This window comes from Subtercola sp. Z020, assembly GCF_002931235.1.
GTDB lineage: Bacteria > Actinomycetota > Actinomycetes > Actinomycetales > Microbacteriaceae > Subtercola.
The window spans coordinates 56,089-68,984 of the sequence record NZ_PSTT01000070.1; the positions used below are offsets into that span (position 1 = coordinate 56,089).

Annotated in this window: 12 protein-coding genes; 9 read left to right on the forward strand and 3 right to left on the reverse strand. The window is 68.8% G+C overall.

Translation table 11 applies throughout. The features are described from left to right. The first annotated feature begins 104 nt into the window (after positions 1–104). The 4 genes from C5B96_RS09160 to C5B96_RS09175 are packed head-to-tail and all read left to right on the forward strand — an operon-like array spanning position 105 to position 5,244. On the forward strand, positions 105–947 hold the full coding sequence (locus tag C5B96_RS09160; RefSeq protein ID WP_104245062.1) for a glycosyltransferase: 843 nt from the start codon (positions 105–107) through the stop codon (positions 945–947). Beyond that, positions 940–3,207, forward strand: a complete 2,268-nt coding sequence (locus tag C5B96_RS09165; protein WP_146078135.1) for a hypothetical protein — start codon at positions 940–942, stop codon at positions 3,205–3,207. Before C5B96_RS09160 ends, C5B96_RS09165 begins: the two co-directional genes overlap by 8 nt. A 28-nt stretch (positions 3,208–3,235) precedes the next feature. Further along, positions 3,236–4,273, forward strand: coding sequence for a glycosyltransferase (locus C5B96_RS09170; protein WP_233189099.1), 1,038 nt, complete (start codon positions 3,236–3,238; stop codon positions 4,271–4,273). An 8-nt stretch (positions 4,274–4,281) separates the two neighbouring features. After that, complete coding sequence (locus tag C5B96_RS09175; protein ID WP_104245064.1) at positions 4,282–5,244, forward strand: NAD(P)-dependent oxidoreductase; 963 nt, start codon at positions 4,282–4,284, stop codon at positions 5,242–5,244. Positions 5,245–5,264: 20 nt separating this feature from the next. Here C5B96_RS09175 and C5B96_RS09180 read toward each other — a convergent pair whose 3' ends face one another. Beyond that, on the reverse strand, positions 5,265–6,551 hold the full coding sequence (locus tag C5B96_RS09180) for a hypothetical protein (RefSeq protein WP_104245065.1): 1,287 nt from the start codon (positions 6,549–6,551) through the stop codon (positions 5,265–5,267). A 75-nt stretch (positions 6,552–6,626) separates the two neighbouring features. Between C5B96_RS09180 and C5B96_RS09185 the strand changes: the two genes are divergently transcribed. Beyond that, positions 6,627–7,565, forward strand: coding sequence for an NAD-dependent epimerase/dehydratase family protein (locus C5B96_RS09185; RefSeq protein WP_104245066.1), 939 nt, complete (start codon positions 6,627–6,629; stop codon positions 7,563–7,565). A 2-nt stretch (positions 7,566–7,567) separates the two neighbouring features. Continuing rightward, positions 7,568–8,290: a glycosyltransferase family 2 protein gene (locus C5B96_RS09190; RefSeq protein ID WP_104245067.1), complete on the forward strand. Its 723-nt coding sequence runs from the start codon at positions 7,568–7,570 to the stop codon at positions 8,288–8,290. A gap of 28 nt (positions 8,291–8,318) precedes the next feature. Here C5B96_RS09190 and rfbA read toward each other — a convergent pair whose 3' ends face one another. Continuing rightward, positions 8,319–9,182: a glucose-1-phosphate thymidylyltransferase RfbA gene (gene rfbA / locus C5B96_RS09195; protein ID WP_104245068.1), complete on the reverse strand. Its 864-nt coding sequence runs from the start codon at positions 9,180–9,182 to the stop codon at positions 8,319–8,321. After that, entirely contained in the window at positions 9,182–9,793 is a 612-nt protein-coding gene (locus C5B96_RS09200) for a dTDP-4-dehydrorhamnose 3,5-epimerase family protein (RefSeq protein WP_104245069.1), read from the reverse strand. The genes rfbA and C5B96_RS09200 overlap by 1 nt, the downstream gene beginning before the upstream one ends. Positions 9,794–9,834: 41 nt before the next feature. On the opposite strand from C5B96_RS09200, the gene rfbB reads away from it, so the two are divergent. The 3 genes from rfbB to C5B96_RS09215 are packed head-to-tail and all read left to right on the forward strand — an operon-like array spanning position 9,835 to position 12,849. Then, positions 9,835–10,824 (forward strand): dTDP-glucose 4,6-dehydratase, encoded by a 990-nt coding sequence (gene rfbB / locus C5B96_RS09205; RefSeq protein WP_104245070.1) that lies wholly within the window; start codon positions 9,835–9,837, stop codon positions 10,822–10,824. Further along, complete coding sequence (gene rfbD, locus C5B96_RS09210; RefSeq protein ID WP_104245071.1) at positions 10,821–11,735, forward strand: dTDP-4-dehydrorhamnose reductase; 915 nt, start codon at positions 10,821–10,823, stop codon at positions 11,733–11,735. The genes rfbB and rfbD overlap by 4 nt, the downstream gene beginning before the upstream one ends. Continuing rightward, complete coding sequence (locus tag C5B96_RS09215) at positions 11,710–12,849, forward strand: glycosyltransferase family 1 protein (protein WP_104245072.1); 1,140 nt, start codon at positions 11,710–11,712, stop codon at positions 12,847–12,849. Before rfbD ends, C5B96_RS09215 begins: the two co-directional genes overlap by 26 nt. Positions 12,850–12,896 lie beyond the last annotated feature (47 nt).

Genomic DNA, 12,896 nt, shown 5'->3' on the forward strand with positions numbered 1-12,896 from the left:
ATCTCGGTCGAGGGTAACCGCCTGTGCCGCGTTCAGGGGGTCGACTCACCGCTCGGCCGCGTCTTCGGCTCCGGGCGCGCCCGATTGTCGTACGCTGGTCTGCAATGTCCCCCACCGTCTCCGTCGTCGTCCCTGCCTACAACAACGAGGACTACATCGCTGCCACGATCGAGTCGATCCTCGCGCAGACGTACACCGACTTCGAGCTGATCATCGCCGATCACTCCTCGACAGACGGCACGAAGGCCATCATCGAGCGCTACGCCTCCGACGCGCGCATCACGGTGCTCGACACCGAGTCCGGCGGCGGGGCCCTCCGCAACTGGAACCGGGTGACAGAGGCGGCGAGCGGCACGTACCTCAAGCTGGTGTGCGGCGACGACATCCTGTACCCGCGCTCTCTGGAGGTGCAGGTCGCGGCGATCGAGGCCGCGCCGGAGGTCACTCTCGTCGCGTCGACGAGAGACATCGTCGACGCGCGCGGCGTGGTCGTCGTGCCCCGCAGGGGGCTGGCCGGCATCACGGGCACCGTGCCCGGTCCGACGGCGGTGCGACGCACGGTCGTCGTCGGCAGCAACATCTTCGGCGAGCCGGCCTGCGTTCTCCTCCGGCGCGACACGCTGGTGAAGGTCGGCCTGTGGGACTCGCAGTTCCCCTACCTGATCGACGAGACGACCTACTCCCGGGTACTGCTCGAAGGCGACTTCCGCGCGGTTCCCGAGCCCCTGGCCGCGTTCCGCATCAGCGACTCGCAGTGGAGCGTGCGGCTCGTTCAGGAGCAGTCCGCCCAGGCGGCGGGCTTCCACCGCTGGCTGCGGGCCGAGCATCCCTCGGTCGTCTCGGCCGCCGATGTGACCGTCGGCAACGCACGCGCCTGGCTGATGGCACGCATCCGGCGCTTCGCCTACCTGTGGCTGCGCCGGCGGATGAACACGACCGATGAGTAGGCGCGCCGCGTTCACCGGCTGGCTGAGAGTGTCGGCCCTCCCGTGGTATCTGCTCACGGCGGGCGTCACGGCACTGTTCACCTTCTTCGCCCTCGACCTCGACCGGGCGAAGATCGGCGTGCCGTGGCTGTACTCGGGCGACGCTCTCGCGACGGCCGACCACTTCAAGACCACGCTCGAGCAGGGCTGGTACGAGCACAACCCGAACCTCGGTGCACCGCACGGGCAGAACTACAACGACTTCCCGGTCGCCGACAACCTGCACATGATCGCGGCGAAGGTGCTCGGCCTGTTCTCGGGGCACTGGCCCGTCGTGCTGAACCTGTACTACTTCCTCGGCTTCATCCTCGCCGCCCTCGCCGCGTACTGGTTCTTCCGGGTCTGCCGCATGTGGCAGCCGATCGCGGTCGCGCTCTCGGTGCTCTATGCCCTGGCGCCGTACCACTTCATCCGCGGGGAGTCGCACCTCTTCCTCGCGTCGTACTACTGCGTACCGCTCGGTCTCGGCCTGCTGGTCTTCCTGCTGAGGGGGGAACGGCTCTGGATGTCGCGGCCCTCCCGGTACCGCTGGCTCGGCGTGCTGACCGGCCGTGGGGCCTTCGCCGTGGTCTCCGTCGCCCTGCTGGCGACCTCGTCGACGTACTACGGGGTGTTCTTCATCATCCTGCTGGTCTTCACGGCGGTCTTCGTTCTCGTGCGGGACCGCGACTGGCGCCGCTTCGCCGGGGCGGCGGCGATCGGCCTCGTCACCGTCGTCGTGATGCTCATCAACATGGCCCCCGACGTGATCTTCGGCTGGGTCAACGGCCCGAACCCCGGCGGGTTCTTCCGCAACCCCGACGACTCGGAGGTCTACGCGCTCAAGCTGGCGCAGCTGCTGCTGCCCTGGGCCGGCAACCGCATCACGGCGCTCAGCGACCTGCGGGCGTTCTACGACCGCACCTTCCCGCTCCCTTCGGAGCAGCCGGCCCTGGGACTCGTCGGGGCCCTCGGTCTGGTCATCGCGCTGCTGGTGGTGGCCTACATGGTCATCTCCCGCCGCCGGCCGGCACCCGAGCCCGGCACACCCGCCGCCGTCGCGGCCGGCCACGTCGAGACCATCCGGTACGTCTCGCTGCTCACCCTGGTCGCGTTCCTCTTCTCCACCATCGGCGGCCTGTCGACGCTGATCTCGTTCTTCACCACCGCCCTCCGCGGCTGGAACCGGATGTCGATCGTCATCGCCGCCCTCTGCCTCGTCGCGTTCGGGCTGGCCCTCCAGCTCCTGCTCAGCTGGGCCTTCCGGCGTCTGAAGTTCCCCAGGGTCGTCGCGTTCGTCACCGTCGGGGTCGTCTCGATCGGTGTGCTCGGGGTCGGCTACTACGACCAGACCCCTGCCGTCGCGGCCGACTACCCCGGCATCACGGCGAGCTACAACGCCGACGAAGCGTTCTTCTCCGCCCTGCAGCAGGAACTGCCGGCCGGTTCCGACGTGTTCCAGCTGCCGTACATCCCCTTCCCCGAGAACCTCGCGAGCAACGGGCTGGTCACGAGCGACGAGATCATCCCGTTCCTGCACTCGACGACCCTCAACTGGAGCGCCGGCGGCATCAAGGGCCGACCGCAGTCGGACTGGCCCTACGCCGTCTCTGAGCAGCCCGGGCCGCAGCTCGTGAAGCTCGCCGCCGCATCGGGCATGTCGGGCATCCTCGTCGACACCTGGGCCTTCGACGACAAAGGTGCAGCCCTGTCTGCCGAACTCTCGACGACCCTCGGCGAACAGCCCACCGTCAGTTCAGACGGCCACTGGCAGTTCTTCGACCTGCGCCCGGAGCGCACAGCGCTGCTCGCCGAGTACACGCCCGAGCAGCTCGCCGAGGTCGAAGCGCTCGTCACCGACCCCGTCGACCTCAGCCTGCTGCCCGACTTCCGCCCGACGTCGAACTCCGACCTGACCGCGGGCGAGGCCGATACCGCCTCACCGCAGTTCTCGCTGCTGAACGATCGGGCCGAGTCGCGGCAGGTGACGGTCTCGTTCACCGTGACCCTGCCGACCGCCCCCGGCGCCACAGCGACGGTCTCGTTCCCCGACGGGCAGACCGAGACGATCGTCGCGGGCCCCGACGGTGCGGCACAGGTCAGCCACTCGCTGAGCGTCGCGCCCGGCGACCAGCCCGTTGAGGTGACGGTCGATGCCGGCACGCCGGCCTCACCGCCCGTCGTGCGCATCTCCGATCTCACGATCGAGCAACAGGCCGTCGAAGCGTTGCTCGCCGGGTGAGAAGGCAACGGTGATAAAGTCATCCACCGTGAGACACGAGACAGAGCTGGGCGAACAGAAGCCGCACGAGATCTCGATCGTCGTTCCCGTCTACCAGGGCGAGCGAACGCTCGCCGCGCTGATGGCCGAGATCGCTCCGCTCACCAGCGTGCAGGTCTCCCCCGCCGGGTATCCGTGGGTGGTGCGCGAAGCCCTGCTGGTCTTCGACAACGGGCCGGATGACTCGGCCCGGGTGATCCGCGAACTCACCGCCGAGCATCCGTTCGTTCGCGCCGTGTGGCTGAGCAAGAACTCCGGCCAGCACGCGGCGACCCTCGCGGGCATGGCCTCGGCCGGCAGTGAGTGGATCGTGACCCTCGACGAAGACGGGCAGCACGACCCCGCCGACATCCCCGTTCTGCTCGACACCGCGCTCACCGAACAGGCCTCCGTCGTCTACGCCAAGCCGGTCAACCCGCCGCCGCACGGCTGGGTGCGCAACACCGCCTCGGTCGGCGCGAAGGTCGTGCTCAGCAAGCTCGCCGGCGGGGGCAACGCCAGCAGCTTCCAGAGCTTCCGGCTGATCCTCGGCAGTGTCGCCCGCAGTGTCGCCGCGTACTCGGGCTCGGGCGTCTACCTCGACATCGCCATGAGCTGGATCGCTGGCACGGTGAGCACGGCCCCCGTGACCCTCCGGGCAGAAGGCGACCGGCCCTCCGGCTATTCGGCGCGGCGACTGTTCGGCCACTTCTGGCGCATGGTGCTGACCAGCGGCACCCGGGGCCTTCGCATCGTGAGTTTTCTCGGCGTGCTCTTCGCGGTCGTGGGGATCCTGGTGGCCGTGTACATCCTCTTCGCCCGGCTGACGACATCCACCGTTCCCGACGGCTGGGCGTCGACGATCGTCGTCGTGCTGCTCGGCACAGGGGCGGTGCTGTTCTCGCTCGGTGTCATCGCCGAGTACATCGGCATCAACGTGAACATGGCGATGGGCAAACCGCCCTACCTCATCACGACTGACCCCGCCCTCGGCCCGCTCGGCCGCGCACACCCCCAGCCGACCACCCGGGCCTCCGGTCGCGCCTGACCCCCGGGATGACCCTCACCACGTGGATAATCGGCTCCGGAGGGCTGCTCGGCCGCGCCCTGACGAGAGCCGTCGCCGTCCGCGGCGGCTGGCACAGGGAGCCGTCGCCCGCGCTGGACTGGGCTGACCCTCAGGCTGTGCACGAAGTCGTCTCCGCACGGTTGCAGGCGTGGTTCGACGGGCTGGCGGGCGACGACGAGTGGTGCCTCATCTGGGCGGCCGGCGCCGGTGTCATCGGCACCTCCCCCGCGCAGTTCGCCGCCGAACTGGCGCAGTTCACCGAGGTGCTCGCCCTGGTCGAGACAGCTGCGGCCCGGCACGGGGTCGCGGCCCGCGGATCGGTGTTCCTCGCCTCGTCGGCCGGTGGGCTCTACGGAGGGTCGAGCAACCCGCCATACACCGAAGGGACGGTGCCCGTGCCCCTCTCGCCCTACGGCGAGACCAAACTGGCGATGGAGGAGGCCCTCGACGCCTTCCACCGGCGCAGCGGCGTCGCGGTGCTGAAGGGCCGCATCGCGAACCTCTACGGCCCCGGGCAGAAGCTCAGCAAGATGCAGGGGCTCATCTCGACACTGGCCAAGGCGCAGTTCTCACCCACGCCCGCCTCGATCTTCGTGCCGCTCGACACCGTGCGGGACTACATCTTCGTCGACGACTGCGCCGAGCTCATCTGCGACGCCGTCGAACGCCTGCTGGCGAGCCGCGCCTCTGAGGGCGCCCTCAACGTCACGAAGATCCTCGCCAGCGGGGAGGCGGTGACGGTGGGCGCACTGATCGGCCACTTCCAGTCGCTCACCCGGCGAAAGCCGCACATCATGCTCGGCAGCTCCCCCACCATCTCGATGCAGGCGCTCGACCTGCGGCTGCGGTCGGTGGTCTGGGTCGAGCTCGACGACCGGGAGCTCACTCCGCTTCCCGCGGGCATCCACGCGTCGATGCTCGACATCCTGCAGGGCATCCAGCAGGGCTGAGGCCGCCGTGCGCGCGGGTGTCAGCGCGCTGCCGGCGCCCCAGCGGCAGCCGCGGTCGCGAGCGCGACCCTGCTGGCGCGGAGCGTGCGGGCGAGCCCGATGCCCAGCTGCACCGCCGCGACGAACGACCCGACGATCAACGGGCCCGTCACGCGCAGCAGGGGATCGTCGAGCAACAGCACGGGAACCACGGCCGCCACGGCACCGATGACCCACGAGCGGATGACGAGGGTGTGCCGGCCGAGGGCGACAGACCCGTCGGAGACCACGAGCGCGATGAGGAACAGCCCGACGCCCGCGGAGACGAGCAGGATGCCGAACGACGAGAGCACCTTGCCCGCGAAGAACAGGTTGAGCACGAACGGGCCGAGCACGAGCATCCCGAGCACCAGCACCAGGGCGCCCGCGCAGGCGATGCCGACCGCCGTGACCACCGTGCGCCCGGCGGCCCTCGTGTCGCCGGCGCGCCAGGCGCTCGCCACCCGCGGCAGGTAGAGGATCTGCATGACCTGGTAGGCGAAGACCGGGATGCGGGCGATCGAGAGGCACACCAGAATCTCGCCGGTGAGCGCGATCGCGTCTTCGCCACCGACCACCTTCGCGATCAGCGGCCCGCTGTTCAGAATCAGCTGGATCGACAGTGCCGCTCCGATCAGCCGCGCCAGCTGGCCGAGGAACCTGCCCACCGGCAGCCGGTCGATGCCGCGCCACGACTCGCGACGCCCCACGAAGGCCGGCAGCACCGAGACGAGAGTGGCCACGGGTACGACGAAGGCGAACGAGACCGCGCCGGCCAGGCCGAGCGCCACGATCAGCACGGGCAGACCGACCCGCAGAACGCCCTCGAGCGCGATGATCGCGGAGTACCGGGTCGTGAGGTGGCTGCCCGAGAGCAGGCCGCGGGCCGGGAACTGCACCGCGTACGCGATGAAGGAGGCGATCAGCGCCACCACGAGGGCCGGGCTGCCGATGTAGGCCTGGCCGGGAGGCGTGAAGAGCGCGAGGGCCGCGAGGGAGGTCACCACGGCCACTCCGCCGCCCGCCAGGAACACCAGCCGCATCATGCCGCCACGGGCGCTGTGCGAGGCTCCGGCGATGGAGCGGGAGGTCTCCTGCTCGAGCGGGTAGAAGAAGCCGAGGCCGATGGTCACCGTCATCGACCAGAAGACGGCGAAGTTCGCGTACTCCGCGTCGCTCGCGTCGCGCAGCAGAACGAGCAGCACGTAGCTGCCGATTCCCGACATCACCGCCGCCAGCCCGACGATCCCTGTGCGCACGATCGCAGCACGCGAGGGGGCAGGCGGCACGGTAGAGTCCTCTAGGTGGTTGGTGGAACCGTAGAAACGATACCGCCATTCGTCTTCGAGAAAGGTCCGTACCCCATGGTTTCCAAAGCCCTGATCGCCGGCGGCGCCGGTTTCGTCGGCTCGCACCTGACCGACCGGCTGCTCGACCAGGGCTGGCAGGTCACCGTCGTCGACAACCTGATCACCGGTTTCGAGAACAACCTCGCGCACCACCGAGACAACCCGCGCTTCACCTTCCTGCAGCAGAATGCCGAAGACGCTGGCCACATCGACGACACGTTCGACCTCGTGCTGCACTTCGCCTCGCCCGCCTCGCCTCCCCGCTACCTCGCGCACCCGATCGAGACCATGCACGCCGGCTCGAACGTGACGGAGGCACTGCTGCGTGTCGCCCAGCGCGACGGCGCCCGCTTCATCCTCTCCTCCACCTCCGAGGTGTACGGCGACCCGTCGGTGCACCCGCAGACCGAGGAGTACTGGGGCAACGTCTCCTCCACCGGCCCCCGCAGCGTCTACGACGAGGCGAAGCGCTACGCAGAGGCGCTGACGTTCGCGTTCCAGCGCACCTTCGGCGTCGACACGGGCATCGTGCGGCTGTTCAACACGTACGGCCCGCGCATGGACCCCGACGACGGCCGCGCCGTTCCCGCCTTCGTGAAGGCCGCCCTCGCAGGCGCTCCGATCCCGCTGCACGGCGACGGCAGCCAGACGCGTTCGCTCTGCTTCATCGACGACCAGGTCGACGGCATCCTCGCCCTCGCCGCGAGCAGCGAGCCGGGCCCGATCAACATCGGCAACCCGCACGAGCAGAGCCTGCTCGAGATCGCCGAGCTGGTCATCGACCTCACCGGCAGTCCCTCCACTGTCGAACTCCACCCGCGCCCTGTCGACGACCCCGAACGTCGCCAGCCCGACATCACCAAGGCTCAGGCACTCCTGTCCTGGAATCCGCGCGTCGATGTCGTGGAGGGCCTGACCAGAACCATCGACTGGTTCAGAACACACGAGAAGTAACCGTGAAACTCTCCGTGCTGATGCCCGTGTACAACGAGCAGGCAACACTCCAGAAGGTGCTCGACAAGGTGCTCGCCATCACGTGGCAGGCCGAGGTCGAGGTCGAATTCGTCATCGTGAACGACGGCAGCGTCGACGAGACGGCGGCGATCCTCGATGCGGTGACCGACGATCGCGTGACCGTCTTCCACCAGCCCGCCAACCAGGGCAAGGGCGCCGCGATCCGCAAGGCCGCCTCGCTCGCCACCGGTGACCACCTGATCATCTGCGACGCCGACGAGGAGTACAAGCCCTCCGAGATCCCGGGCCTCCTGCAGCCGATCCTCGACGGTGAGGCGAGAATCGTCTACGGCACCCGCACCTTCGGCAGCCACACCTCGTACTCGTACTGGTACGTCATCGGCAACCGCGGCGTGAACCTGTTCACGAATGTCATCTTCAACGCCTACGTCAGCGACGTCGAGACCTGCTACAAGCTGATGCCGACCTCGCTGTACCGGTCGCTGCACATCACCTCGAACGGCTTCGGCATGGAGGCCGAGATCACGGGCAAGCTCCTCGCCCGCGGCTACCGGCCGTACGAGGTGCCGATCTCGTACAAGGCGCGCACGCGCGCAGAGGGCAAGAAGATCACGGCGTGGGACGGGGTCGAGGCCCTCTGGATCCTGCTGAAGATCCGCCTGAAGGAGGGCTCGCGCCGGCAGCCGCCGGTGACGCTGCCCTAGTCTCACGGCGCGCCTGAGGCGACGGAACCTACTGGTCGAGCAGGCTCAGCAGGTAGCGGCCGTAACCGCTCTTCAGCAGGGGCTCGGCCAGGCGACCGAGGTCGGCGTCGCTGATCCAGCCGGCGCTCCACGCCACCTCTTCGATGCAGCCGATCTTGTAGCCCTGGCGGTCTTCGACAACGCGCACGAACTCCGTCGCCTGCAGCATCGACTCGAAGGTTCCGGTGTCGAGCCACGCCGTTCCGCGGTCGAGCACCTGCACGCGCAGGTCACCGGCCGCGAGGTAGTGCTCGTTGACGGCCGTGATCTCGAGTTCGCCCCGGGCACTCGGCCGGATCGACTTCGCCACCTCGACGATCGAGTTGTCGTAGAAGTAGAGGCCGGGCACGGCGAAGTTGGACTTCGGATGCTCGGGCTTCTCCTCGATCGACACCGCCACGTTCGACGAGTCGAACTCGACCACGCCGTACGACCGCGGGTTCGACACGTGGGCGGCGAAGATGAGCGCGCCGTCGACCTCCGTGTGCTCGCGCATGGACTCGCCGAAGCCCTGGCCGTAGAAGATGTTGTCGCCGAGCACCAGCGCGACGTTCTCGTCGCCGATGAACTCCTCGCCGATCAGGAACGCCTGGGCGAGGCCGTCGGGGTTCTCCTGCACGGCGTACTCGAGCCGGATGCCGAGTTCGCTGCCGTCGCCGAGCAGCGACCGGAACTGGTCGGAGTACTCGGGCGTCGTGATGATCAAAATCTCGCGGATGCCGGCCAGCATGAGGGTCGACAGGGGGTAGTAGATCATCGGCTTGTCGTAGATCGGCATGAGCTGCTTGCTGATGCCCCGGGTGATCGGCCAGAGTCGCGTGCCCGAGCCGCCGGCGAGGATGATGCCGCGCATCAGGCGCTCACCGCGTTCAGGGAGGCGTAGTGCGCGCGGGCACTCTCCCACGTCGGCAGCAGCCCGCTGGCTGCGGCCTCGGCGAGCGAGGGCGCCCCCGTGTCCTTCGGGGAGAGCACCGGTTCGCCGGCTTCGGGCGGGAAGGCGAGGGCGATGTCGGGGTCGAGGGGGTTGATGGCATGCTCCCTGGTGGCATTGAAGGTGTCGGTCACGAGATAGCTCACGGTCGCATCGTCGGTGAGCGCGACGAAGGCGTGGCCGAGGCCCTCAGCGAGGTACACCGACCGGTGGTGCTCGGCATCGAGCAGCACCGCATCCCACCGGCCGAAGGTCGGCGACCCGACCCGGATGTCGATCACGTAGTCGAGAACGGCGCCGTGCATCGCGGTCACGAACTTCGCCTGGCCGAGCGGGATGTCGGCGAAGTGGATGCCCCGCACCACACCCCGGCGCGACACGGAGACGTTCGCCTGCCGGAGCGTGAGGGGGTGCCCCACCGTCTGCTCGAGGCGGTCGAAGCGGTACCACTCGAAGAAGAGTCCTCGGTCATCCGCGTGCTGCACCGGCGTGATCTCGTAGGAATCCGGGATGCTGAGCTCACGAATCTGCATGGGAGAATCCTATCCTCCGGCCGCTGCCCTAGACTGCGGTCGTGAAGATTCTCGTTACCGGCGGTGCAGGGTTCATCGGTTCCAACTTCGTACGGCGCGTTCTGCAGAACAGCTATCCGGGGCTGGAGAATGCCGAGGTGCTCGTGCTCGACGCCCTCACCTACTCTGGCAATCCCGAGAACCTGGCCTCTGTGGCAGACAGTGACCGGTACTCGTTCGTGCAGGGCGACATCCGCGATGCGGCTCTGCTCGACACGCTCCTCCCGGGGGTGGAGGCGGTCGTGCACTTCGCCGCGGAGTCGCACGTCGACCGCTCGGTCGACAACGCGTCGATCTTCGTCGAGACGAACGTGCTCGGCACGCAGCAGCTGCTCGACGCCGGGCTCCGCAGTGGCCTGAAGCGCTTCGTGCACGTCTCGACAGACGAGGTCTACGGCACGATCCCCGAGGGCTCGTGGAGCGAAGACCATCTGCTCGAACCCAACTCGCCCTACTCGGCGTCGAAGGCCGGCAGCGACCTGCTCGTGCGTTCCTACCACCGCACGCACGGCATGAACGTGTCGATCACGCGCTGCTCGAACAACTACGGGCCGTACCACTTCCCCGAGAAGGTCATCCCGCTCTTCGTGACCAACCTCATCGACGGGCTGCACGTGCCGCTCTACGGCAACGGCGCCAACATCCGCGACTGGCTGCACGTCGACGACCACACCCGTGCCATCGCGATGGTGCTGGTGGGCGGTCGCCCCGGCGAGATCTACAACATCGGCGGCGGCACCGAGCTCTCGAACGTCGAGCTCACCAACCTGCTGCTCGATGCGACCGGCACCGACTGGTCGTACGTCGACCACGTCGAAGACCGCAAGGGCCACGACCTGCGGTACTCGGTCGACTGCACGAAGATCTCCCGCGAGCTCGGCTACGAGCCGCTCGTTCCGTTCGAGCAGGGCCTCGGCGACGTCGTCGCCTGGTACCGCAACAACCGTGCGTGGTGGGAACCGCTGAAGGCCCGCGCGGCGCTCGCCCGATGACGGGCGCGCCTCGGTACCTCGTCACCGGGGCGGGCGGGATGCTCGGGCACGATGTGACCGCGGCGCTCCACGCCCGCGGCGCCGACGTGACCGGCCTCGGCCGCGCCGACCTCGACATCACCGACCGTTCGGCCGTGCGCTCCGCTGTCGCCGGGCACGACGTGGTGGTGAACCTCGCGGCCTACACGAAGGTCGACGACGCCGAAGGCCACGAAGACGAGGCGTTCGCGGTGAACGCGTACGGCGCCGGCACGGTGGCGGAGGCTGCTCGCGAAGCGGGGGCCACCATCATCCACGTCTCCACCGACTACGTCTTCGACGGAACGGCGACGACGCCCTATGCGGAGGGCACGCCCTACAGCCCGCTCTCAGCGTACGGCCGCACCAAGGCAGAGGGCGAGCGCCGGGTTCTCGCCGGGCACCCGGCCGGCGCCTACGTCGTACGCACGGCCTGGCTCTACGGTGCACACGGGCCGAACTTCCCGAAGACGATGCTGAAGGCGATCGCCGGTCGTGACACCGTGAGCGTGGTGACCGACCAGCTCGGCCAGCCCACGTGGAGCGCCGACCTCGCAGCGCAGCTGCTGCGCCTCGCCGACGCCGCCGGGCTCCCTGCCGCGGGCACGTATGCAGAACCGGGCATATACCACGGCACCAATTCCGGCAGCACCTCGTGGTTCGGCTTCACACAGGCTCTCTTCGGAGAAGTCGGCATCGACCCTGATAGGGTTCTGCCCACAGACAGTTCGCAGTTTGTTCGTCCCGCCCCGCGTCCCGCGTACTCCGTACTCGGGCACGACGCGTGGTCCCGAGCGGGAATCGAACCCATGCGCGGCTGGGGTGACGCGCTGCACGCGGCAGCGCTCTCGGGAGTTTTGGAGACAGATGGCAACGCTTCGGGTGGTCGTTGACCAGATTCTCAGCCCCGTCCCCGGTGGCATCGGTCGCTACACCGAAGAACTGACCCGCGAGCTGATCACCACCGCGCCACGCGACTGCATCGTCGAGGGGATCGTATCGGCGCATCCGCCCGTCTCGATCGACCACCTGAAGGCGCGCCTTCCCGGGCTCGGCTCGATCAGCAGAACGTCGCTGGGCCGCCGGGAACTCTCTGCCGCCTGGCAGGCGGGGCTCTTCACCTCGCAGAGCCACGGCATGGTGCATGCAACCTCACTGCTCGCTCCTCTGGCCAAGCACGACCAGTTGCACCAGCCCGGCGAGCAGATCGCCGTGACGATCCACGACGTCGTGCCGTGGACGCATCCGCAGACCCTCACCCCGCACGGCGTGCGGTGGCACAAGGCGATGGCGCGGCGGGCACGCAAGTACGCCGACGCGATCGTCGTGCCGACGCACGCCGTTGCCCAGGAGCTCGCCCGCTTCGTGAACTTCGGCGAGCGCGTGCGCGTGATCGGCGGGGCCGTGAGTTCGTCGCTGAAGCTGCCGGCGAATGCGGATGCCCGTGCCACCGCCCTCGGGCTGCCGACGTCGTACGTGCTCGCTGTGGGCACGCTCGAGCCACGGAAGGGCCTCACCTCGCTCATCGAAGCGCTCGCGCGCGACGACGCGCCCGACCTGCCGCTCGTGATCGCCGGCCCGAAGGGCTGGGGCGGCCTCGACGTCGCTGCGGTCGCCGCAGAGGCAGGCCTGCCCGAGAACAGGGTGCACGTGCTCGGCTTCATCAGCAACGAAGACCTGGCGCTCGTCATCTCGCGGGCGACGGTGTTCGTCTACCCGAGCATGGCCGAGGGTTTCGGGCTGCCGGTCATCGAGGCGCTGCACTTCGGCACCCCGGTCATCCACACCGACGTACCGGCGCTGGTCGAGGTCGCCGACGACGCGAGCATCGTGGTGCCGCGGGAGGATGCGGCGGGCCTGCCGGCCCGCCTGGCCGAGGCGATGACGCGGGTCGTCTCCGACGACGCGCTGGCCGCGCGCCTGGGCATCGTGGGCCTCGATCGCGCCCGCGCCTTCAGCTGGCGCGACTCGGCAGAGAAGGTCTGGCAGCTGCACGCCGATCTCTGACCCGCGCCCGCACTACCCCCGCGCCCGCGCGACCCCCGCGCCCGCAC